General features: G+C 66.8%; 19 protein-coding genes and 2 pseudogenes. 17 read left to right on the forward strand and 4 right to left on the reverse strand.

All coding sequences use genetic code 11. The features are described from left to right. Nucleotides 1–2 precede the first annotated feature (2 nt). From G4G31_RS14605 to G4G31_RS14620, 4 genes and pseudogenes are all read right to left on the reverse strand, one after another. The gene (locus G4G31_RS14605) at nt 3–4268 is read right to left on the reverse strand and encodes a PAS domain-containing protein (RefSeq protein WP_182988291.1); all 4266 of its coding nucleotides are present in this window, start codon (nt 4266–4268) and stop codon (nt 3–5) included. Nucleotides 4269–4418: 150 nt separating this feature from the next. Further along, nucleotides 4419–5648, reverse strand: a complete 1230-nt coding sequence (locus G4G31_RS14610) for an acyl-CoA dehydrogenase family protein (protein ID WP_182988292.1) — start codon at nt 5646–5648, stop codon at nt 4419–4421. A gap of 9 nt (nt 5649–5657) precedes the next feature. Then, complete coding sequence (locus tag G4G31_RS14615; protein WP_182991795.1) at nt 5658–6701, reverse strand: phosphotransferase; 1044 nt, start codon at nt 6699–6701, stop codon at nt 5658–5660. A gap of 354 nt (nt 6702–7055) precedes the next feature. Further along, nucleotides 7056–7761, reverse strand: a pseudogene (locus G4G31_RS14620) (histidine phosphatase family protein). 179 nt (nt 7762–7940) lie between these two features. Between G4G31_RS14620 and G4G31_RS14625 the strand changes: the two are divergent. The 17 genes and pseudogenes from G4G31_RS14625 to G4G31_RS26270 form a co-directional block, all read left to right on the forward strand. Next, nucleotides 7941–9644, forward strand: a complete 1704-nt coding sequence (locus G4G31_RS14625; RefSeq protein ID WP_182988293.1) for a GspE/PulE family protein — start codon at nt 7941–7943, stop codon at nt 9642–9644. Next, nucleotides 9644–10888: a type II secretion system F family protein gene (locus G4G31_RS14630; RefSeq protein WP_182988294.1), complete on the forward strand. Its 1245-nt coding sequence runs from the start codon at nt 9644–9646 to the stop codon at nt 10886–10888. The genes G4G31_RS14625 and G4G31_RS14630 overlap by 1 nt, the downstream gene beginning before the upstream one ends. After that, nucleotides 10885–11463, forward strand: a complete 579-nt coding sequence (locus G4G31_RS14635) for a hypothetical protein (protein ID WP_182988295.1) — start codon at nt 10885–10887, stop codon at nt 11461–11463. Before G4G31_RS14630 ends, G4G31_RS14635 begins: the two co-directional genes overlap by 4 nt. Further along, nucleotides 11460–12005, forward strand: coding sequence for a type II secretion system protein (locus G4G31_RS27885; protein WP_182988296.1), 546 nt, complete (start codon nt 11460–11462; stop codon nt 12003–12005). Before G4G31_RS14635 ends, G4G31_RS27885 begins: the two co-directional genes overlap by 4 nt. Before the next feature lie 89 nt (nt 12006–12094). Further along, on the forward strand, nt 12095–12586 hold the full coding sequence (locus tag G4G31_RS14645; RefSeq protein WP_182988297.1) for a Tfp pilus assembly protein FimT/FimU: 492 nt from the start codon (nt 12095–12097) through the stop codon (nt 12584–12586). Continuing rightward, on the forward strand, nt 12576–13199 hold the full coding sequence (locus G4G31_RS14650) for a type II secretion system protein (protein WP_182988298.1): 624 nt from the start codon (nt 12576–12578) through the stop codon (nt 13197–13199). The genes G4G31_RS14645 and G4G31_RS14650 overlap by 11 nt, the downstream gene beginning before the upstream one ends. Next, entirely contained in the window at nt 13196–14113 is a 918-nt protein-coding gene (locus G4G31_RS14655) for a prepilin-type N-terminal cleavage/methylation domain-containing protein (protein WP_182988299.1), read from the forward strand. The genes G4G31_RS14650 and G4G31_RS14655 overlap by 4 nt, the downstream gene beginning before the upstream one ends. Continuing rightward, nucleotides 14110–14559, forward strand: coding sequence for an agglutinin biogenesis protein MshP (locus G4G31_RS14660; protein WP_182988300.1), 450 nt, complete (start codon nt 14110–14112; stop codon nt 14557–14559). The genes G4G31_RS14655 and G4G31_RS14660 overlap by 4 nt, the downstream gene beginning before the upstream one ends. Then, nucleotides 14559–17789: a DUF11 domain-containing protein gene (locus G4G31_RS14665; RefSeq protein ID WP_183108368.1), complete on the forward strand. Its 3231-nt coding sequence runs from the start codon at nt 14559–14561 to the stop codon at nt 17787–17789. The genes G4G31_RS14660 and G4G31_RS14665 overlap by 1 nt, the downstream gene beginning before the upstream one ends. 238 nt (nt 17790–18027) lie before the next feature. Then, nucleotides 18028–18888 (forward strand): agglutinin biogenesis protein MshI, encoded by an 861-nt coding sequence (locus G4G31_RS14670; protein WP_308602476.1) that lies wholly within the window; start codon nt 18028–18030, stop codon nt 18886–18888. Further along, complete coding sequence (locus tag G4G31_RS14675; RefSeq protein ID WP_182988303.1) at nt 18885–19532, forward strand: PilN domain-containing protein; 648 nt, start codon at nt 18885–18887, stop codon at nt 19530–19532. The genes G4G31_RS14670 and G4G31_RS14675 overlap by 4 nt, the downstream gene beginning before the upstream one ends. Beyond that, nucleotides 19529–20014 carry a type II secretion system protein GspM gene (gene gspM, locus G4G31_RS14680; RefSeq protein WP_229425002.1) on the forward strand — a complete coding sequence of 162 codons (486 nt, stop codon included), beginning with the start codon at nt 19529–19531 and terminating at the stop codon, nt 20012–20014. Before G4G31_RS14675 ends, gspM begins: the two co-directional genes overlap by 4 nt. A gap of 32 nt (nt 20015–20046) precedes the next feature. Beyond that, nucleotides 20047–20244, forward strand: a complete 198-nt coding sequence (locus G4G31_RS26265; RefSeq protein ID WP_229425003.1) for a hypothetical protein — start codon at nt 20047–20049, stop codon at nt 20242–20244. Continuing rightward, nucleotides 20241–20630: a hypothetical protein gene (locus tag G4G31_RS14685; RefSeq protein ID WP_229425004.1), complete on the forward strand. Its 390-nt coding sequence runs from the start codon at nt 20241–20243 to the stop codon at nt 20628–20630. The genes G4G31_RS26265 and G4G31_RS14685 overlap by 4 nt, the downstream gene beginning before the upstream one ends. A gap of 17 nt (nt 20631–20647) precedes the next feature. After that, a complete protein-coding gene (locus G4G31_RS28445) occupies nt 20648–20998 on the forward strand; it encodes a hypothetical protein (RefSeq protein ID WP_308621522.1) in 351 nt (116 codons plus the stop codon). Further along, nucleotides 20902–22443, forward strand: coding sequence for a pilus (MSHA type) biogenesis protein MshL (gene mshL / locus G4G31_RS14690; RefSeq protein ID WP_308621524.1), 1542 nt, complete (start codon nt 20902–20904; stop codon nt 22441–22443). The genes G4G31_RS28445 and mshL overlap by 97 nt, the downstream gene beginning before the upstream one ends. Continuing rightward, nucleotides 22443–23318: pseudogene (locus tag G4G31_RS26270) on the forward strand (ExeA family protein); the annotation flags it as partial. The gene mshL and the pseudogene G4G31_RS26270, both read left to right, overlap by 1 nt. Nucleotides 23319–23434: the final 116 nt, after the last annotated feature.

The raw sequence follows: 23434 nt of genomic DNA on the forward strand, positions 1-23434 counted from the left end.
TGTTATTCTGGGTAGTTCGCAGAGTTGCGCCAACGCGTCCTGCGTCGCCTCGGCGCGGCCGGCGGGCGCCGCCGACTGCGCGGGCGCCAGCGTGCGCGCCACATCCGCCATCGTCGCCAGCGCGGCCTCCAGCGCCGCCAGGTGGGCATCGAGGGCGGCACCGTCCGTGTGCGGCAGGGCCAGCTCGGGGCCAGCGCCACCGCTGCCACATCGACCGCGCCGAGGTTGGCGGCCACGCCGCGCAGGCGGTGCAGGTCTTGCGCGGCCTCGCCACGCTCGCCCCGGTCCAGGCGCGCGCGCAGGGCGGCGGCCGTGCCTTCCTGGCCAGCGGCGAAGCGCTGGAACACGGCGGTGAAACGGGCCAGGTCGCCGCCGAAGCGCGGCAGGGCCTCGGCCAGGGCGATGCCGGGCACGACATCGTCGCGCGCCGCAGGGAGCTGCGCGGACGGCAGGCTTGCGGCCTGCGCCGCGCGCCCGGACACGCGTGCCAGCGTCGCAACCAGGTCGTCGACATCGACCGGCTTGGCCAGGTGCGCGTCCATGCCGGCGGCCAGCGCGGCGCGCCGGTCCTCGTCCATGGCGTTGGCCGTCATCGCCACCACGGGCAGCGTCAAGCCGCGGGCGCGGATCGCGGCGGTGGCGTCGAAACCGTTCATGACCGGCATCTGCAAGTCCATCAGCACGACATCGAAGTCCGCGCCGCGCTCGCCCAGCAGTTCCAGCGCGGCGCGCCCGTCGCCTGCAAAGCTCGGCTGGGCGCCCGCGTGCAGCAGGATGTGGCGCGCCACTTCCTGGTTGACGGGGTTGTCTTCGGCCACCAGCACGCGCAGGCCGGCCAGGCGCGCCGCCAGGGGCGGGGCCGGCAGCGCTTGGGCGGGCGCGGCGCCGGCCAGTTCGGAAAGCAGGGCGTGCAGCGCCGACGGCGTGAAGGGCTTGGCGAGGGTGCCGGCTACTTCCAGCCCTGCCACCGACGCGACATGGCGCGCACATTGCGGCTCGGCGGCGACGAGCACGACCGGTGGCAGCCCGGCCGCGCTTGCCAGCTGCGTGCAGGACGCCGAGGCAGGGGCGGCGAACACCAGGTCGAAGCCCGTCGTCTCGCGCACCAGTGACAGCGCTTCGTCCACGCTGGCGGCGCAGGCCGTCTCCCAGCCGTAGCCTTGCAATGCCGCGCACAGGGCGGCGGCGGCGCTGTCGTTGGCCTCGATCACCGGGGCGCGGCGCGGCGCGGCTGGCGCCAGCCGGCCCTCGATCTCCGCAGCGGCCAGGCCGAACGCGAGCTCGAAATGGAAGGTCGACCCCGCGCCGGGACGGCTGTCGACGGCGAGCGTGCCGCCCATCAGGCCGACCAGGCGGCGCGCGATCGACAGCCCCAGGCCGGCACCGCCGTACTTGCGGCGGGTCGAACTGTCGCCCCGGGTAAAGGCTTCGAAGAGGCGCGCCTGTTCGCCCGCGGCGATGCCGATGCCGGTGTCGCGCACGGCAAAGCGCAGGCGTACTTCAGTTGCCGAGCGCGCCGCGACCTCTACTGCCAGCACGACTTCGCCCTGCTGCGTGAACTTGACGGCATTGCCGACCAGGTTCAGCAGGATCTGCTCGAGGCGGCCCGGGTCGCCGCGCAGCGTGGCGGGCACGCCCGGCGCGACGGCGAAGACCGGCTCGACGCCCTTGTTCCGGGCGCCGGGTGCGCTGAGAATCGCAATGCTCTGCAGCGTGGCGTCGAGACGGAAGGGCACTTGTTCCAGTCCGATCCGGCCGGACTCGATACGCGAATAATCGAGCAGGTCGTTGAGCAGGCCCAGCAGGGATTTGGAAGCGGCCGCGATATGGGCGACGTGGCCGCGCTCGCGGGGAGCGAGCGGCGCTTCCTGCAGCAGGCGCGCCAGGCCGACGATGGCATTCATCGGCGTGCGGATCTCGTGGCTCATGTTGGCGAGGAATTCGCTTTTCGCCCGGCTGGCGGTCTCGGCTTCGCGCAGGGCCTGCACCAGGCGGTCCTCGGTACGCTTCAGGTCGGTGATGTCCAGGTGCAGCTTGTAGGAACCGCGCACGCGCCCGTCCTTGTCGATGTCGGGCAAATAGTTGCCCCAGATGTGGACCGGTTCGCCCGCGGCGTTGCGCAATTCGCACTCGAAACGCTGGGGCTCGCCCGCCATCACGCCGCTGGCATAGGGTGCGAAGGGCAGGCGTACGCGCTCGGGCACGAGCTCGTCGGAGGATCGGCCAAGCGCCTCCTCCTCGCTATGGCCCATCCACTCGAGCAGGGGCCGGTTGGCAAAGCGCAGGCGCTCGTCGGCGTCCCAGTAGCTGACCGGGGCCGGCAGGTTGTCGGTGACGGTGCGAATGAAACGTTCGCGCCGGCGCAACCGGGCACTCGTGGCGCGCAGGGCGGCGTCGGCAGCCACGCGGGCGCTGATGTCGCGCATCGTCACCTGCATCATGCCGGGCCCGCCGATGTTCAGGCTGGAGAGCTTGACGTCGGCGTGGAAGGGGCTGCCGTCGGCGCGCTGGTGCACCCACTCGAACTGGACACCGCCTTCGTCCGGGGCGCGGCGCATGTACTGGGCCGCCAGTTCCGCCGTGGGGGTGCCGCAGGGCTGGAACGGGGGCGAGGCGCTGGCGGGCGAGAGCATCAGCAAGTCCTCGACGCGCGCATAGCCGAACAGCGCGGCCGCTGCCGGGTTGGCGCTGACGAAGTTGGCCTTGTAGGCCAGCAGTGCCTGGGCATCGCGCGAGGCCTCGAACAGTACGCGGAACATCTCCTGGTTGTCGCGGTTCTGCTGCTCGAGGAGCTTGCGCTCGGTAATGTCGATCACGACCGCGTTGATGCCGACCAGCTCGTTCCCGGGGCCGAACACGGGATAGTAGCTCGACAGCCAGTGGCGCATCACGCCCGGGCGCGCCGGCACGTCGCCGGACGCTTCCAGGTCGAGCAGGGGCCGGCCCGTCTCGAGCACCTGCCGGTAGGGCGCCTCGAAGGCGGTGCCGGGCTCGCCCAGCAGTTCGGGCAGGGTGCGGCCGATGTGGCTGCGCGCCGGCACCGCGTTGATCGCCGCCAGGTAGTCGTTGATCATCACGAAGCGCAGCGCCCGGTCGACGAAACAGAGGCCCACCGGCGCCGTTGCATAAACGGTTTCCACGCGCGCATTGAGTTGCTCGAGCTCGGCGGTGCGGGCATCGACCAGCGACTCGAGGCGGCCGCGGTAACCCACCAGCTCGGCTTCGACCTGGCGCAGGGCGTCGCCGACGACGGCTGCCTCGCGGATGGCCGCGGGCGGCAGGACCAGGGCCTCGCCGCGCCCGAGCGCGACGGCCGGTGCGCCGAGCGCGCCCACCGCGCGTGCGATGGCCCCGCCGATGTGCCAGGCCAGCACCAGGCCAAGGGCCAGCAGGGCGCTAGACGCGGCGATCGTCGCCGGCAGCGTGTTGCCAAGCAGCGTGCGGGCCGCATCGTCGGGGTAGCCCGGGGCCACCGTCCAGCCGTGCCGCTGCGATTGCGACCAGGCCGTGTGCCATGGCGCCCCGTTGTCGCCGCCAGGACGGAGCAGGGCGCCCTCGGCCGCGCCGGGAATCGCGGCGGCCAGCCCGGCGTTCATGCCTGCGCCGACCTCGAATAGTCCGTCGTTGCGGGCGACCATGCGCCCTTTGCGGTCGAATACCTCGGCACTCCAGCCCGGCGGCAGCTGTTGCGCCGCCAGCAAGTCGGCCACGCGCCTGGGCCGCTGCTGGACCGACAGCACGTAGGCCACCTTGCCGCCTTGCCATACCGGCACGTCGCTCGATACCACCCGGGGCTGATCGGGACTGCTGCGATACAGGCTGGACGTGCGGCCGTCGCCGTGGCGCAGCACCGCCGCCACCTCTTCGGCATTGCCGGGCGCCGGCACCGCGCTGCCGTAGGGATAGCGCGTGTGCAGCAGGGTTGCACCGTCCCCTGCCGCTGAGGACGAAGGCATGGCCGGTGAATTCCGGCCGCAGCAGCTGGCGTGCGTGTTCATGGAAGCGATCGAGCGAATCCGGCGCCGGGGTCGGCCAGGCGGCGGCGACGCGTGCGGCCGATTCGGCACTGTCGAGTTCCCGGTCGAGGGCGGCCACCGGGGGGCGCGCGTGACGGTGGCGGCATCGCGTGCCACGTGTTCCTGTTCGCGCTGCCCGGCGTCGCGCACGAGGGCGATCGCCCCCAGCATGATCGGCAACATGCTGGCCGGGACAAGGGTGATCAGCTTCGAACGGATCGAAGGCAGGGCAGGGCGGCGGAAGGAAAACAAAGAGGATCCAGACAGGATGGACGACCGAAGGGGGGCGGGCGGCCGGCGTCCATGGTAATGGACGCGGCCGCCCACGGGAAAGCGGCCGGGCCGCGCCGGGCCGCTTTCCTTCCTATCTGTAGACCCTCAGCAACAGGTCATGACGGATGGTCAAGCCGGTTTGGCAAGGTATTTGGCCAGTTCCAGTTTGGCGATGGCATTGCGGTGCACCTCGTCCGGGCCGTCGGCCAGGCGCAGGGTGCGGTTGCCGGCCCACTGGTAAGCCAGCGGGAAGTCGTCCGAGACGCCGGCGGCGCCGTGGGCCTGGATCGCCCAGTCCAGCACCTGCTGGGCCACCGTCGGCGCCAGCACCTTGATCATCGCGATCTCGGCCTGCGCGCCCTTGTTGCCGACCGTGTCCATCATGTAGGCCGTTTTCAGGGTCAGCAGGCGCGCCGCGTCGATGCGGATGCGCGACTCGGCGATGCGCTCGCGCCAGACGCCCTGTTCGGAGACCTTGCGTCCGAAGGCGACGCGGGCCTCCAGCCGCTTGCACATCAATTCGAGGGCGCGCTCGGCCACGCCGATGGCGCGCATGCAGTGGTGGATGCGGCCAGGTCCCAGGCGGCCCTGGGCGATCTCGAAGCCGCGTCCTTCGCCGAGCAGGATGTTCGAGGCCGGCACACGCACGTTCTCGAACAGGATTTCGCAGTGGCCGTGCGGCGCGTCGTCGTAGCCGAACACGGGCAGCGGACGCTTGATGGTGATGCCCGGCGTGTCGCTTGGCACGAGGATCATCGACTGCTGCTGGTGGCGCGCCGCGTTCGGATCGGTCTTGCCCATGACGATGAAGATCCGGCAGCGCGGATCGCCCGCGCCCGAGATCCACCACTTGTGGCCATTGATGACGTATTCATCGCCGTCCTTTTCGATGCGGGTGGCGATATTGGTCGCGTCCGACGAGGCGACGTCAGGCTCGGTCATGGCAAAGGCCGAGCGCATCTCGCCGCGCAGCAGGGGTTCGAGCCACTGCTGCTTGTGTTCTTCCAGGCCGTAGCGTTCCAGGGTCTCCATGTTGCCGGTGTCCGGTGCCGAGCAGTTGAACACCTCCGGCGCCCAGCCGACGCGGCCCATGATTTCGCACAGGGGGGCGTAGTCCAGGTTGGACAGGCCTTCGGGCGCCCGCCGGGACTTCGGCAGGAACAGGTTCCACAGGCCCTGTTCACGCGCGATCGGTTTCAGGCGCTCGATGATCTGCGTCGGTACCCAGCGGTTGCCGGCCGCGCCATTGCGGTCGACTTCTTCCTTGTAGGCCTTTTCGTTCGGATAGATGTGCTCGTCCATGAAGGCGAGCAGTGTGCTGCGGAGTTCCTTGCAGCGGTCGGAGTAGTCGAAATCCATGCTGTCCTCTTATTGGTTGGCGAACTTCCAGGCCATCTCGGCCATGGGACGCGCGGCCTTGCCGTTTTCCAGGGCCTGGGCGCTGGCGGCGGTGCCGTCGACATAGCGCTTCATGATGCCCTGCATGATGCCGGCGAGGCGGAACATGTTGTAGGCCAGGTAGAAATTGAAATCTTCCGGGCGGATCGTCTTGCCGGTGCGTGCGCAGTAACGGGCGATATAGTCCTGCTGCTCGGGAATGCCGAGTGCTTGCAGGTCGAGCCCGCCGATGCCGCGGAACTTGCCTGGCGGGATGTGCCAGCTCATGCAATGGTAAGAGAAGTCGGCCAGCGGATGGCCCAGGGTGGAGAGCTCCCAGTCGAGCACGGCCAGGATGCGCGGTTCGCTCGGATGGAAGATGATGTTGTCCAGCCGGAAGTCGCCATGCACGATGGACGTATCTTCGCCCGGCGGGATGTTTTTCGGCAGCCATTCGATGAGCTGGTCCATTGCCGGGATCGGCTCGGTGATCGAGGCCTGGTACTGCTTCGTCCAACGCTCGATCTGGCGCGCAAAGTAATTGCCGGGCTTGCCGTAGTCGGCCAGACCAATGGCGGCATAGTCCGTCGTGTGCAGCAGCGCGATCACGCGGTTCATCTCGTCATAGATGGCGCCGCGCTCGGCTGGCGTCATGCCCGGCAGGGACTGGTCCCACAGCACCCGGCCTTCGACGAAATCCATCAGGAAGAAAGCGCGGCCGATCACCGATTCGTCGGTGCAGAGCGCAATCTGGCGCGGCACCGGGAAGCCGGCGCCATGCAGCGCGTTCATGACGCGGTATTCGCGGTCGATCGCGTGCGCGGAGGGCAGCAGTTTTGCCGCCGGGCCGGGCTTGGTGCGCAGCACGTACTGGCGCTCGCCCTTCTTCAGCTTGAAAGTGGGGTTGGACTGGCCACCCTTGAACTGCTCGACCTGCAGCGGGCCGCGGCCGATGTCCGGCACATTCGCGTTCAGCCAGGCGTCGAGTGCGTCGACGTCGAATTTCTGGCGCTCGGACACCGGCTTGGTGCCCATCATTTCTTCATACACTGGCGTCTCCTCCTCGTGTGTTGGTCGAATGATTGTAGCCGATGAAACGAACGACCGTACTATTAAATTGGCAGCCAAAACGGCTGGGGTCAGGTCTGACAAATGGACACGGACTCAGCCTTTGTGACCAAAACGGCTGGGGTCAGGTCTGACAAATGGACACGGACTCAGCCTTTGTAAGCTTCCACAGTGGCGAACGGCTGGGCTCGTGTCCGAATGTCAGACCTGACCCCCGCCTTTCAGCGGGTCTGACAAATGGACACGGACTCAGTCTTTGTAAGCTTCCACAGTGGCGAACGGCTGGGCTCGTGTCCGAATGTCAGACCTGACCCCAGCCTTTCAGCGCGAGCGGCGATATTGCGCGAACAGCTCTTCCATGGTCGTACTGCGCACGCCCGGCTGCAGCGGAGCGGGGGGCACGTGGTTGACGAAGCGCACCACCCAGTCGGCCGGCTCCTGCCCGACGTCGAGTGCGTTGATGCAGCCCGCGGACTGGACCAGGCCGCCGAGGAAGGTGCGTTGCCCCGTCAGCGCCAGCGACAGGATGGCGCAGTTGACGCCGCCGTGCAGCACCAGCAGCACCGTGTCCCAGTCAGGGTCGGCGCGCAGGCGGGCGATTTCCGGGTGGACGCGGTCCATCAGTTCGCCGACGGATTCGCCCGCCGGGAAGCGCTGGTCCGGGGACGACGACACCCTCGAAGGCGCCGGTGAAGGCGCGTTTCAGTTCGTCGGTCGGGATGGCGGAGAGGCGGCCTCCCTTGATTTCATGGAGCGCTGGCCAGGTGTCGACGGCGATCTGCTGCCCGGTCGCGGCCAGCACCCGGGCCGCCGTCTCCACGGTACGGGGCAAGCCGGAGACGATCACGCGGTCGAAGCGCACGCCGGCGGCGGCGAAGGCGGCCCCGGCGGCATCGGCCTGGGCGCGGCCGTCGGCGTTCAGGGGCACCTGTTCGGGCAGCTGCGGCTTGCCGGCGGCGTCGAAGTAGGTCACGCTGCCGTGGCGCATCAGGTAGATGCGGCGGCGCGCCGGTGTTTGATCATGCATGGGGTCCTTGCTTGGAAGCCTCGGGTTTCTTATTTATCTTACACGGAAGCCATTGCTGAGCGCGGCCAATCAGCCACATTCGGCGCCAACTTCGGGCCAACAAGTAATGCCGTTGGTCAATATTTGGACTATCTGCCTTAGAATGGATCGCATTTTCACGTCGATTGGCAAGGGGAAGCATGGCAAGGCCAGAAAAAGTCCGGCTCGGGGAAGTGCTGATGCAACAGAAGCTGCTCTCGGAAGAGCAGCTGAACCAGGCGCTCGCCGAGCAAAAGCGCAGCGGGCGCAAGCTCGGGCGGGTGTTCGTCGAGAACGGTTTCGTCACCGAAGACCAGATCTCGGGCGCGCTCGCACGCCAGCTGAACATCCCCTACATCAACCTCAAGTTCTACAACATCAGCGACGCACTCGTGCGCATGCTGCCGGAAACGGCCGCGCGGCGCTTTCGCGCGCTGGTGCTGGAAGACCGCCGCGAGACCCTGCTCGTGGGCGTGTCCGATCCGACCGACCTGTTCGCCTACGACGAGATCGCGCGCCTGCTGAAGAAGACCGTCGAGCTGGCCGTGGTCAACGAGACCGAGGTGCTGCACACGATCGACCGCATCTACCGCCGCACCGGCGACATCACCGACTTCGCCAAGGAAGTGGAAGCCGACATCGGCGACGCTTTCGTCGACTTCGGCGCCATGACGGCCAATCCGGGCCTGGAAGAAGCGCCGGTGGTGAAGCTGTTGCAGTCGGTGTTCGACGACGCCGCCCAGGTGCGCGCGTCCGACATCCACATCGAGCCGCAAGAAGGGCGCCTGCAGATCCGCTTCCGTATCGACGGCGTGCTGCACCTGCAGACCGAAGCCGATATCAAGGTCGCCACGCCCCTGGCCCTGCGCCTGAAGCTGATGGCCGACCTGGATATCTCGGAAAAGCGTTTGCCGCAGGATGGCCGCTTCGCCGTCAAGGTGAAGAACCAGCGCATCGACGTGCGTATCTCGACCATGCCGACGGCCTATGGCGAATCGGTCGTCATGCGACTCCTGAACCAGGGCAATACGACGCTGCGCCTGGAAGCGATCGGCATGCCGCACCGGCTGCTGGAACGCTTCCGCGCCATGGTGCAGCGTCCGAACGGCCTGGTGCTGGTGACCGGCCCCACGGGTAGTGGCAAGACCACCACCCTGTACAGCGCCCTGGCCGAGCTCAATTCGGTGGAAAAGAAGCTGATCACGGTCGAAGACCCGGTCGAATACCGCCTGAAGGGCATCAACCAGGTGCAGGTGAACGACAAGATCGAGCTGTCCTTTGCCCGCGTGCTGCGTTCAGCCCTGCGCCAGGATCCGGACATCGTGCTGGTCGGCGAGATGCGCGACCAGGAAACCGCCCAGATCGGCCTGCGCGCCGCGATGACGGGTCACCTGGTGCTCTCCACCCTGCACACGAACGACGCGGCGTCGACGCCGCTGCGCCTGATGGACATGGGCGTGCCGCGCTACATGGTCGGCGGCTCGCTCCAGGCCGTGCTGGCCCAGCGCCTGGTGCGCGTGATCTGCGAAAGCTGCAGCACGCCGCACGCGGCGACGCCGGCCGAACAGACCTGGCTGCGAGCCGAACTGGGCGACCTGGTCGGCCAGCAGCAGTTCTTCATTGGCAAGGGCTGCTCTCATTGCAACGGTACCGGCTACCGCGGGCGTACCGGTGTCTACGAATTGCTGGAAATGACGCGCGCCGTGACGGATGCGGCGAACCACCCGGACCCGGCCCACTTCCTGAAGGTGGCCCACGCCGAGATGAAGGGCGAAACGCTGCGCCGCCACGGCGTTGCACTGGCCGTGCAGGGCCGCACGACGATCTCCGAAGCGATGCGCATCAGTAACCAGGTCGAGGAATAATGCCCTTCTTTGCCTACAAGGGCCGCAATTCGCGCGGCGAACTGATGCACGGTGTGCTCGAGGGGCTTGACGCCGGCGCGATTGCCGACCAGCTGTTCGGCACGGGCGTGACGCCTGTCGAAATCGTCGCCACCCGGCGCGACCCGGCCGACGTGGCCGCCGGCGGCGGCATGCAGGCCACCCGGGATCGCCTGCGCGAGAAGAAAGTCACGTCGATGGACGTGCAGCTCTTCAGCCGCCAGATGCACACCCTGTTGAAGTCGGGCGTGCCGATCATGCGCGGCCTGAACGGCCTGCAGGAATCGAGCACCAGCCCGGCTTTTGCGCGCGTGATCAAGGACTTGCGCGAGTCGCTCGATTCGGGCCGCGAACTGTCGGCCGCGATGCGCCGCCACAACGACATCTTCTCGAATTTCTACCTGTCGATGATACGGGTGGGCGAAATGACGGGCCGGCTGGAAGAAGTGTTCCTGCGCCTGTTCGACCACCTGGAATTCGACCGCGACATGCGCGACCGCGTGAAGGCGGCGCTGCGCTACCCCAGTTTCGTGATGATCGCCATGGTCGTCGCCATGCTGGTGGTGAACATGTTCGTGATCCCGCAGTTCGCCAAGGTGTTCGACAGCTTCCACGCGACGCTGCCCCTGATGACACGCATCCTGATGGCGACCTCGCGCTTCACGGTCGACTACTGGGGGCTGCTGGCGGGCCTCGGCATCGGCGCCTGGCTGGGCTTTCGCTCCTGGGTGAACACGCCGAAAGGGCGCTATGCCTGGGACCAGCGCAAGCTGCGTTTCCCGATCGCCGGCAAGATCATGCTGAAAGCGACCATGGCCCGTTTCGCGCGCAGCTTCGCGCTGTCGATGCGCAGCGGCGTGCCGGTGGTGCAGGTGCTGACGGTGGTGTCGCAGACGGCCGACAATGCCTACCTGTCCGCCCGCATCGAACAGATGCGCGACGGCGTCGAACGCGGCGAAAGCATCCTGCGTACCTCGACCGCGGCGAACGTGTTCACTCCGATCGTGCTGCAGATGATTGCCGTGGGCGAGGAAACCGGCTCGCTCGACGACCTGATGGACGAGATCGCCCTGATGTACGAGCGCGAGGTCGACTACGAACTGAAAACCCTGTCGAGCCAGATCGAGCCGATCCTGATTACCTTCCTCGGCGTGATGGTGCTGGTGATGGCGCTCGGCATTTTCCTGCCGATCTGGGACCTGGGCCAGGCGGCCCTGCACCGTTGATGCGGACCCTGCGCAGCGACAAGCAGCGTGGCGCCAGCCTGTTCGAGCTGGCGCTGGGCGCCATCGCGGCCTCGCTGCTGGCTGGAGTGTTGTTGAACAGCATCATCACCTACATCGGCGAAAGCGAGCGCGTCGCAGTAAAACAACTCATCGGTTCGCTGCGCACGGCGCTGGCGGTGCGCTCCGCCCAAGTCATTTCGACAAGGGGCGAGGACGGTTTGATAGCACTTGCATATCAAAATCCGATGGATTGGCTCATGAAGCGCCCGCAAAACTACCTCGGCGAGTACTATGCACCCGAAAAGGATGAACTTCCGACAGGGAATTGGTACTTCGACAAGGTGGATCACACCCTTGTCTATCTGCCTAGCGTGGCAAAATCTTTTTCTTGGGAAACATCAAAATTTCTCATGTTCAAGGTAAAATTCATTCGCGTGCCCAGTCCGGTCGATAGCAGTGGACGGAACAAGGTCACCACCGGCCTGGTACTCGATCAGATCCCTGATCAGACAGCCACAACACCTAACCAAGCGGCATCTGATCCGCACTTATCCCTCTCGGAGAACAATCAATGAACAAGAGCATCAAAGCGTCGCAAGGCGGTTTCACCCTGATCGAACTGATCGTCGTCATCGTCATCCTGGGCATCCTGGCCGCGACCGCGCTGCCGAAGTTCACCAACCTGAGCGGTGAAGCCCGCCTGGCCAGCATCAACGCCGCCCGCGGCTCCCTGCTGTCGACCTCGGCCATGATTCACGGCAAAGTGCTGGTCAGCCCGACCGCGATGACCGGTGGCAACGTGACCGTCGAAGGCGTCGTAGTTCCGATGGACACCACCGGTTCGCAATACCCGACCGCATCGGCCAAGCTGGCTGAAGCGGCCGGCCTGGGCGCTGCCGACTACACGATCTATACCAAGGATTCGCCTGCCGGCACCGGCGTTCCAAGCATCTCGGGCGCCAACCAGTTCGCCCTGGTCCCGAACAGCCTGGTGGGCACCACTGCCGCCACCACCTGCTACGTGCTGTACACCGCTGCCCTGGGTGCCAACACCGCACCGACCGCGACCCTGGTCGGCACCGGCACTACCGCAGCAACCGCTGCTTCGTGCCAGTAATTAGTACCTGAGCTAGCGTGGCCGGCCTGCAACTTCGACCCTTCCGTCGCGTTCCCGGCCACCTGGCTCGCCTCCACCATGGCTTCACCATGGTGGAACTCATCGTCGTCCTCATCCTCGTCGGTATTGTCGGCGCCATTGCCGCCAACCGCTTCTTCGAACGCTCCTCCTACGACACCGCCGCCTGGACTGAACAGGTGCGCGCCGTTCTGCGCTACGGCCAGAAGGTGGCGATCGCCCGCAACCGCCAGGTCCATGTCTTCCTTACCGCCGATCGCATCGCCCTGTGCCAGACCGACGTCAGCGGAGCCGGCGGGACCTGCGATGCCGCCGACCGGGTGCTCGCGCCCGGCGGCGGCAACAGCGACAGCACGGCGACCCGCACGGCCTGCGCCTCGACCACATGGATGTGCGAAGGACGCCCGGCGGGCGTTACCATGACGGTGCCGGTCGCCAGCTTCCGCTTCGACGCCCTCGGTCGTGCCATCGGCATCGGCAACACGCGCGCCGCCATCACCATCACCGGCAATGGCACGACAAACGAGATCGGCATCGAACCGGAGACCGGCTATGTCAACTGAATCGACTGTGCGCGCCGCGGCCCCTGGCCCCTGGCGACAGGCCGGCGTCACCATGGTCGAGCTGATCATGTTCATGGTCATCATCGGCATCGCGCTGGCTGGCATCATCCGCGTCATTACCATGACCACCGCCAACAGCGCCGACCCGCTGGTGCGCAAGCAGGCCCTGATGATTGCCGAAGGCCTGCTCGAGGAAGTGCGCCTGGCCCAGTTCACCTATTGCGATCCGACCTCGGCCCAGGCCGATACGGCAACGAGCGCGGCCGATTGCACCGCGGGCAAGGAGCTGTGGGGCAGGGAAGCGGGCACCTCCGCCGTGCGCCCGTATGACAACGTCAACGACTACGTCACCGAGCCGAATACCCCACAAGCCTCATTCAACTTCAACAATGTGCTGACCGACGCCGCCGGCCGTGCGATCGACGTGCGCGGCTATTCGGCCACGGTCAGCATCATCCCCGCCGCCATCGGTGCCGGCGGCATTGCCGCCGCCAACGCGGCCGGTGCCGCCGACGCCGACGCGCTGCGCATCCGCATCACCGTCAGCGGGCCCAGCGGCGACCCCGTCGTCCTCGACGGCTACCGTGCGCGCTACGCGCCGAATTTCCGATGAGCGCGCGCACCATTCGCCGCGCACAGCACGGCTTCACCCTGGTCGAGGCGGTGCTCGTCATCGCCATCATCGGCATCCTCGGCGCCATCGTCGCCGTCTTCCTGCGCGCCCCGATCCAGGGCTATGTGGATTCCGTAGCGCGCGCCGAAACCACCGACGACGCCGACCTGGCGCTGCGCCGCATGGCGCGCGACATTCGCCTGGCCCTGCCCAACAGCGTGCGCGTGAACGCGAACGGCGATGCCATCGAATTCTTGATGACGAGCACCGGCGGGCGCTATCTGGCCGCCGACGAAGGGGCTGCGGGCACCAATCCGCTCGACTTCGAGAACAGCGCCAACCGTGCCTTCGACGTCGTCGGCTGGGTCAGGGCCGATATCAATGTGGGCGACCTGGTCGTCGTCTACAACCTGGGGCCCGGCATCGAGCCGGTCGATGCCTATCAGATCAACGCGGCGGGCGCTTTTCGCAACGCCGCACGCGTCGCCGCTCGTGTCACCAAAAACAGCGACATCGATACCGCGACACGCACTATCCTGCTGGCGGATAACCCATTCGCGCAGCAAAGCGAACCCATGCCTTCGCCCAGCCGGCGCTTCCAGGTCGTCAGCGGTGCGGTGTCCTACCGCTGCGAGGGAACGCCCGGCAACTTCGTGCTGCGGCGCTACGAGGGCTATACGATCACGCCTGCCATGTCCGCGGCGGCGCCAACTGGTGGCCGCGTGGCGACCATGGCCACGCGCGTTTCCACCTGCGCCAACCTGTTCCGCTACGATAACGCCCTCGACAACGCCGACAACCTGCAGGTGCGCGCCAGCGCGCTCGTCATCCTGACGCTGGCCCTGCGTACCCGTAACGGCACCGACCCGGCGGTGCGCCTCGTCCACCAGGTTCACGTCGACAATACGCCATGATCCAGCGCTTTCCATCCCTCATGCGGCGCCGCGCCCTTGGTTCCGGCCTGGTGACCGCCATCTTCCTGCTGGTGGTGCTGGCCGGCCTGGGCGTGGCCCTGGTGTCGGTGTTCACCACCCAGCAGCAAAGCTCGCTGCTGGACGAAAGCGGTGCGCGTGCCTACCAGGCCGCCCGTGCCGGCATCGAATGGGGTCTGTTTCGCAAGCGGATCAACGGCGCCTGCGTGCAGAAATTCTCGTTCAGGCCGCCAGCCGGCTCGGTGCTGAACAACTACACCGTCACCGTCGAGTGCAGGGACGTCGGGGCGGCGCCCTTGCTCCAGACGATCATCACCGCCACGGCCTGCCCGGCGACCTACGCCGAATGCCCGACCGAGCAGAACCCGCTGATCCAGCCCAACAACAGCGCCGACTACGTTCAGCGCGTGATCGAGGTGCAGCTGTGATGTCCATCCTGCGCTCCCTTTCCCGGCGCCTCGGCGCGCTGCTGGCGCTTGCGTTGCTGGCGCTGCTTGTCAGGCCGGCGCATGCCGACACGCCGATCGCCCTGTATGCCGCCTATGACGGCCGCATGAACTTCACCGGCACCCAGGTGAGCTGGCGCGCCTACGCCAACAGCACCCGGGATGCCACGGCCGCCTGCGTGGTCTATACGCCCACTTCCACGCTCACCGCCAACCTGACGATCCCACTCGGGGCGACTATCGTGGCCGCCCACCTGTACTGGGCCGGCTCGGGCACGGGCGACTACAACGTCACCCTGCAGGGCACAGCCGTGAGCGCCACTCGCCGCCACACCTCCACGACCGTCGGGGGAGGACTCAATTACTACGGCGCGGCCGCTGACGTCACCAGCATCGTCAAGGCCAAGGGCAGCGGCACTTACTCCTTTTCGGGCTTGTCGGTGTCCAACGGCGATCCGTGGTGCGGCTCGCAGGCGGTGCTGGGCGGTTTTTCGCTGCTGGTCGTGTATTCGCACCCGCTCGAGCCGGAACGCGTGCTGAACCTGTACGAAGGCTTCCGCTACGTCCAGAACAGCACCGTGAACGTGTCGGCATCGAACTTCCGCTGGGCCTCGCCGGCGATCGCGGTCAAGGAAAAGGCGCGCGTCGGCCACATCACCTGGGAAGGCGACACCACCCTGTCCGGAGGCGGCGAGCGTCTGCTGTTCGAAGGCACCGAGCTGACCGATTCGATGAACCCGGCCGGCAACCAGTTCAACTCGCGCAGCAACATCAACGGCGACAATAATTCCTACGGCGTGGACTTCGACGCCTACGACACGACCGTGACCATCTGGGCCGGCTACGACGCCGTGGTCGACACCTCTTACCAGACTGGGCAGGACCTGGTGCTGCTGGGCGCGGAGGTGCTGCTGGTGCCGACCTTGCCGGTATCGGACATGACGGTGGCACTGACCGGCCCGACGGAGCTGCAGGTGACGGTGCCGGCGAACTACAAGATCGTCCTGTCGAACAACGGGCCGTACACGGCGCCGGGACCGCTGACCGCCACCACCGTGTTGCCGGTCGGCGTCAGCTACACCAGCGCCAGCGGCACCAACTGGTCCTGCTCGGCCGGCGCGCAGACGAGCACCGGCCAGACCGTGATCTGCACCTATACAGGGGCGGTGGCGCCGGGAAGCAGTTCCTCTGAACTGACACTGACGACGGCCGTGACCTCCACGGGCGAAAAGACGACCAAGGTGACCGTCGGCGGTGCGGACGACGACAAGCCCGCCAACAACAGCGCCACGCACACGATTGTCGCCAAGGCGGCGCCGCCGCCCCCATCGACACCGGCCGCGGCGTATGTGTTCACGAAGGGCGTTTGTCCGATCGGGTCGGCGATCGGTGCGGCTACGGACAGTGGACCGTGCTCCATCTATGCCGGGCCGCGCATCGCGGGCGAAACACCGCTGACGTCCCAGCCGATCTACGTGACGGCCGTCGATACCGCCAACCGTGCCGTCGCGCAGAGCAAGACCGTTGCGACGCCGGTGACGATGAAATTTTCGCTGAGCTGCATCGAACCGGTCGCGAATGCCGGTGTACGAGCCAGCTATGCGGGCACCCTGTTACCGCGGTGCACATCCAATGGCCAAATGCCGGCGACGGGCAGCGCGACCGACTGGTCGTCCGACGTCCAGGTCAACTTCCCGATGAACGTGGCATCGGTTCCCTTCAGCTTCACCTATGACGATGTCGGTTCGGTGCAACTGAACCTGTTGCAAGGGACAAAAACGGCCTCGGCCAGCTTCGTCTCGCGTCCGTGGAAGCTGGGCTTCCGGAGCATTCGACGCGAGAGCGACGGCGTGGAAGACCCGGTCGACCATGCGCCAACCGATCCCGGCTTCGCCATGGCCGGCGAACCCTTGTCGGTCGAGATTGGTGTGCTGCTCTACGGTAAGACCGAGAAGGATGCGAACCCGTGGGCACCGAACTTCGGCAACGAAAAGCGCAACGCGGACACCACCTGCAAGCTCGCGCCGACGCTCGCGAGCGTCCAGCAGAACAAGCTCGACACCGCAACGACCTTCCAGCCCAGCGCCGGCGAGGTGCGCGAGAGCGATATCACTCAATGCGGCGGCGGGTCGGCGGTGATGAGCCAGGCCTGGACCGAAGTCGGCATCACGAATTTCATTGCCAAGCTGGACAATTATCTCGGTGTCGGCGATATCGGGCCTACGGCCGAGCGGACGGTCGGCCGCTTCTATCCAGCCTACTACACGACGAATCTGTTCGGTCCTTTCGCCTGTCCTCTCGACGACGGCAATACTTCGACGGAAAAGAAATGCCTGTTCGACTGGAACAGCGAGGCGCCGATGCCGGCAGTGTACGCGGGACAGGACTTCAGGGGCGAAGTCTATGCGCAGAACGTGGATGGCGACCCGGTCAAGAACTTCGTTGGCGACTGGTACAAGCCGGTGACCCTCACGGCCGTGGCGGCCTCGGGCGGCGCAGTACTGCCGAAGAACTTCGCGTCCGCGACCTCGTTCGCCCCGCTGAAGATGACTGACCCGAACACCAAGCTTGTTTCCTATGGCGAGATCGCCGGCACCTTGACCTATGCACTCGACAAGCCCTACACGGCCGGAGATGCGCGGACCACCATCTGGACCGCGCCGAGCCTGGTGTTCCTGCGCGCCAACTCCGACGAGGTACGCCTGACCGGAACGGGCACCAGTGCCAGGGTACAGATCAAGTCCATGCGTGCGCCTGAAGCGGTGAGCGAGGGCGGCATCAACGTCCTCAACGGCCGTACCAGAGTCGCGAACGCGCTCGGCACCGATATCCTGCCGACGCCGCTGGCGGTCCAGGTCGAATATTGGGACGGCAGCACCTGGCGTGCCCACCCCGGCTTCGTGGACCCGACCGGGAGCGCCATGAACAGCAACACCGCAAGCTTTATCGACTGCACCTATGGCCTGGCCAGCGCGGCGTCCAGGCCGAACAACTGCCTCGACGTGCTTGCAGGCGACGGCAAGCCGGTCGACCTCACGCAGGGTAAAGGCACCCTCTGGCTGAAGCGGACCGGCAAGCTGACAAGCGGCCGCAGCCGCGATGGCCAGGTCAGCGTGCAGTTCAAGCTGCGCAGCTGGCTGCCGAGCACCAACGGCCGCGTCACCTTCGGCCGCTACCGCAGCCCTGTGATCTACATGCGCGAAGTGTACTGAGTCAGCATTTGATGCCTCTAAGCATCACTTAATCCAGCAAATCCGGTATTTTTTGTTGCCGACAGGATTTATTCGTCCGTTTTTGCGTGAGCTTGAATATAATCAAGCGCTACGGTGCACATTCCTGTCACCCCACGGAAATCTCGATACGGTCCGCATGCATTTTTTCAGAAAAGCCAAGAAAAGAGAAGGGTGGCTCGCGATCGCGCTGCAGCGCGATGGTCTTTCCGCCGTGAGCATGCAGACCGCGCCGGACGTCCGGCCCCAGGTGCGCCAGGCCGTGTTCTATGCCGGCACCGACCATGCCGAGCTGCTGGAAAAGGCCGGACGCGACCTGCATGCCCATGCCTACCGCGCGATCACCGTGCTCTCGCCCGGCGAATACCAGATCCTGCTCGTCGACGCCCCCAACGTGGCCGTCGACGAATTGAAAACCGCGGTGCGCTGGCGCCTGAAGGACCTGCTCGACTTCCACGTGGACGACGCGACCATCGACGTGGCAGACCTGCCGGTCGACGCCAACGCCGCCGTGCGTGCCCAGCATTCGATGTTCGCCGTTGCCGCGCGCAACAGCGTGATCGGCGCGCGCCAGAAGCTGTTTTCGGCCGCCAAGGTCGACCTGTCCGTCATCGACATTCCTGAAATGGCCCAGCGCAATATCTCGGCGCTGGTCGAACCGGCCGGGCGCGGCGTCGCCATGCTGTCGTTCGGCGAGGACGGCGGCCTGCTGACGGTGTCGTACCGGGGCGAACTGTACCTGGCCCGCCGTATCGACATCGCGCTGGCCCAGCTGCTCGACGAGGACCACGACCGCAAGAACGCCTCCTTCGACCGCGTCACGCTGGAACTGCAGCGCTCGCTCGACAACTTCGAGCGCCAGTATTCCTTCATCAGCGTGGCGAAACTCGTGCTGGCGCCGTCGCCGATCACCGGGCTCGACGAATACTTGTCCAGCAACCTGTACACCCCGGTCGAGACGCTCGACCTGGCCACCGTGTTCGATTTCGCGCGCGCGCCGGAACTGGCGGACGTGGGGCTGCAACAACGCTTCCTGGTGCCGCTCGGCGCGGCCCTGCGCCACGAGGAGACGGTGCTGTGACCCAGCAGATCAACCTGTTCAATCCGATCTTCCTGCAGCAGAAGAAGATCTTTTCGGCGCGTACGATGGCGCTGGCGCTCGCCGTGCTGTTCGTCGGCACCGCGGGTCTCAACGCCTACGGTAACTGGCGCGTGACGAACATGCAGAAGGAAGCCGACGTCGGCGCGGCCCTGCTCGAAGGGCGCAAGGCGCGCCTCGCGAGCGTGACGGCGGAATTCCCGCCGCGCCAGAAGAACCCGGCCGTCGACGCCGAACTGGCGGAAGCCGAAGGCCAGCTGGCCGCGCTGCGCCAGGTCTCGGGTGTGCTCGAACGCGGCGAGCTGGGCAATACCCGGGGCTATGCCGAATACTTCCGCGCACTGGCACGCCAGCACGTCGATGGCCTGTGGCTGAGCTCGGTACAGATCAATGGCGCGGGCATCGACATCGGCGTGCGCGGCCGCGCCCTCGACCCCGAGCGCGTCCCGGGCTACCTGAACCGCCTGACGCGTGAACCCGTCCTGCGGGGCAAGGCCTTCGGCAGCCTGCAGATCGTGCAGGGCGCGCCTACTTCCCGCAGCGACGCCAGCGGCGCCGTTACCAGCGTGCCGGCACCGTACGTCGAGTTCAGCCTGCAGTCGACCCCGGAGGCGCCCAAGCCATGAAAGAACGCCTGATTGCCCTGGGCGCGCGCATCGACGCGCTGACGCTGCGCGAACGCGTGCTGCTGTTCGCGGCGGTGGCCGCCAGTGTCGTCTTCCTGATGTATTTCTTCGGCCTGAAACCCATGTTCGCCAGGCAGGAACAGCTGCGCGGTCAGATCGTCCAGCAGCAGAACAACATCGAAGGCATCGACAACGAGATCCGCCAGAAGATCGAAGCGGCCCAGGTCGACCCGGACGCGCCCACGCGCACCCGCATCGCCACCGTGCGCGCCCAGACGATCGCGCTGGCCGAGGCCCTGCGCGCGATGCAGAACGGCCTGGTGGCGCCCGAGCGCATGGCGCCGCTGCTGGACCAGATCCTGCGTGCCAACGGCAGGCTGCAGCTGGTGTCGATGCGCACCTTGCCGGTGGAGTCGGTGCTGCACGCGGCCCGGGTGTTGCACCGGCCGCAGCCGCGGCCCCTGTCGATGCGAATGCGGTAACGGCGCCGAACGCGGCGGCCAAGCCTGCGGACTTGTTGTATCGTCATGGCGTCGAGGTGACGGTACGCGGCAACTACCTCGACATGATCGGCTACATGGCCGCACTCGAGGCGATGCCGACCCAGTTGTTCTGGGGCCGTGCGCAGCTGGAAGCGGAAACCTGGCCGGATTCGCGCCTGACGCTGACCCTGTACACCCTGAGCCTGGATGCGAAATGGATGAAGCTGTGAAGACCATTGCCCGACACGGTGCGGCGCTGTCGCTCGCGCTCCTGGCCGGCCATGCCGCGGCCCAGCCGCTGCAGGATCCGACCCGGCCGCCGGCCAGCCTGATGGCGGGGCAGGGTACGGCGCGGGCGATAGCCGCCGCGCCCGTCCAGCGCGCGCCGCAGCTGCAATCGGTGCTGATCGCGCGCCAGCCCGGCGGGCGCCATGTCGCCGTGATCGACGGCGAGACCGTGCGCGTGGGCGACCTGGTGCGCGGCGCCCGCGTGGCGCGCATCGATGCGAACGAAGTGGAACTTAGGCGCGGACGTGCGCGCCAGGTCCTCACACTGCACGCGCCGGCCGCGGGAGCTGCACGCTCCGCCGGCGTCGAACGAGTACGACACGAATGACGGGAACGAGAACAACGATGCGACAACCCACCCTCCTGGCGCTGGCCGCAAGCACGGCGCTGTTGCTGTCCGGCTGCCAGAGCACGCCGCCGCATGCCACCTACGACAAGATCAAGCAGGAAGTGGCCACCGCAGGCGCGGCCGGCCGTGGCGCCGCACCCGCCGACGATGCCGTCGCCAATGCGCTGCTGCCGCCCGCCGCCGCGCTGGCGGGGAATTACCGAAGGCCCGCCCGGCCCTGGAGGAGCGCTTCAACGTCGCCTTCAACAACGTGCCGGCGCAGCACTTCTTCCGCTCGATCGTGGCCGGCACCCGCTACAACATGCTGGTCCATCCCGACGTGGCCGGCACCATCAGCGCCAACCTGAAGGACGTGACCCTGGTCGAGGCGCTCGATGCCGTGCGCGACATGTACGGCTACGACTACCGCATCGACGGCACCCGGATCACCATCCGTCCGCTGACCATGCAGACGCGCATGTTCCACGTGAACTACCTGATCGGCAGCCGCCGCGGCAGCTCGAACCTGCGCGTGAGCTCGACCACGGTCGCCAGTGTCGGCACCACCGGCAGCGGCAGCAACAGTGGCGGCGGCAGCGGCCAGGGCAACCAGCCGAACGGAAACCAGAATAGTCCGGGCGGCCAGAACGGCGGCAACCAGACCCAGGTGGACAGCACCGACGTCAACACGCTGTCGAACAACGAATTCTGGACCGACCTGAAATCGTCGATCGAAGCCATCGTCGGTTCGAAAGAGGGCGGGCGCAGCGTCGTCGTCAGCCCGCAGTCGGGCGTGCTCGTGATCCGCGCCATGCCGGAAGAACTGCGCAACGTCGACATGTACCTGAAGGCCACCCAGCTGGCGGTGGACCGCCAGGTGATCCTGGAAGCGAAAATCCTCGAAGTCGAACTCAACGACCAGTTCCAGAGCGGCATCAACTGGGCCAGTTTCTCGTCGATCGGCCACTCCAACAGCAACCGCGTTGCTACCGGCCTGATCGCGCCGGGCGCCGGCCTGCAGCCGCTGCCCTTCAACGGTGGCCAGCCGCCCGTGATCAGCAACGGCAGCGGCCTGGCGGCCAGCACCGGCTTCTCGCTGTCGAACGCGGCCAATGCTGCCGGCGCGCTGTTCGGTTTCGCCTTCCAGTCGAATAATTTTGCAGCGCTGATCTCGCTGCTGGAAGCGCAGGGCACCGTGCACGTGCTCTCGAGCCCGCGCATCGCCGCCGTCAACAACCAGAAGGCGGTGCTGAAGATCGGGACCGACGAATTCTTCGTGACCGGCGTGACGACGACCACCAACACCACGGCCGCCGGCAACACGGTGACCCCGAGCGTGACCCTGACCCCGTTCTTCTCCGGCGTGGTGCTGGACGTGACGCCGCAGATCGATGACCGCGGCAACATCCTGCTGCACGTGCACCCATCGGTCAGCCAGGTGACGACGATCACCAAGGGCATCAACCTCGGCTCGGCCGGCTCGCTGACGCTGCCGCTGGCCGCATCGGCGACCTCGGAACTGGACAGCATTGTCCGCGGCCAGGACGGCCAGGTGGTTGCCATCGGCGGCCTGATGCGCCAGGCCTCGACCGACGACACCAGCCAGCTGCCGGGCGTGGGCCGCGTGCCGGTGCTGGGTAGCCTGTTCCGCAACAAGAACAAGGTCAACCAGAAGCGCGAGCTGGTGGTGCTGATCAAGCCGACCATCGTCGACAGCGCCAACAACTGGAGCCAGGACCTGCTCGACACCAGCCGCCGCATCGAAGAGCTCGATCCGCGCACGCTCGATACCCGCAGCGGGGAGCGCAAGTAATGTACGCAGCGCACTTCGGCCTGCGCGAACTGCCGTTCGGCATCACGCCGGACACGAGCTTCTTTTTCGGCAGTCCGCGCTCGCAGGAGGCGCTCAACACCCTGCTGGTGGCCGCGCGCAGCGGCGAGGGCTTCATCAAGATCACGGGCGAAGTCGGCACCGGCAAGACGCTGCTGTGCCGCAAATTCATGGCGACCCTGGGCGACGATTTCGTCACCGCCTACATCCCCAACCCCTTGCTCGAGCCGCGCACGCTGATGCTGGCGCTCGCCGACGAGCTGGGCCTGGTGCTCGAGCGCGAGGTCGACCAGCACCAGCTGCTGAAATCGATCACCCATCGGCTCGTGGCCCTGGCTGGCCAGGACAAGCGCGTGCTGCTCTGCCTGGACGAAGCGCAGGCGATCCCCGTGGAAAGCCTGGAGGCGCTGCGCCTCCTGACCAACCTGGAAACCGAAAAGCGCAAGCTGCTGCAGATCGTCCTGTTCGGCCAGCCGGAACTGAACCGCAAGCTGGCACTGCAATCGATCCGCCAGCTGGCCCAGCGCATCACCTTTCACTACCACCTGGGTCCGCTTGGCCGCGATGACCTCGACTTTTATGTGGCCCACCGCCTGCGCGTGGCCGGTTACCCCGGCGCGCGCCTGTTTTCGCGCCGCGCCATCGATCGCCTGTACCGCGCCAGCGGCGGCATTCCGCGCCTGGTGAACATCCTCGCGCACAAAGCGCTGATGCTCTGCTATGGCCAGGGCCGGCAGCAGGTGGAAGCGGCACACGTCAACGCGGCGGCGCGCGACACCATCGCGACCCAGCGTTCCTTCTGGCGCTGGCTGGTCGGCGCCGCGATGGCCAGCACCGCGGCCGGCATAGCCTGGACTTTTTGTACGATGAGCCTGATAAACAAGATGCTGCAGGACCTCGATGCGCGCGGCAAGGCGCGCAGCGAGGAGATGCCCCACGAGATCCAGCCTGTACCGCGGGGCGGCGCCCCCAT

Source organism: Massilia sp. Se16.2.3, assembly GCF_014171595.1.
Lineage (GTDB): Bacteria > Pseudomonadota > Gammaproteobacteria > Burkholderiales > Burkholderiaceae_D > Telluria.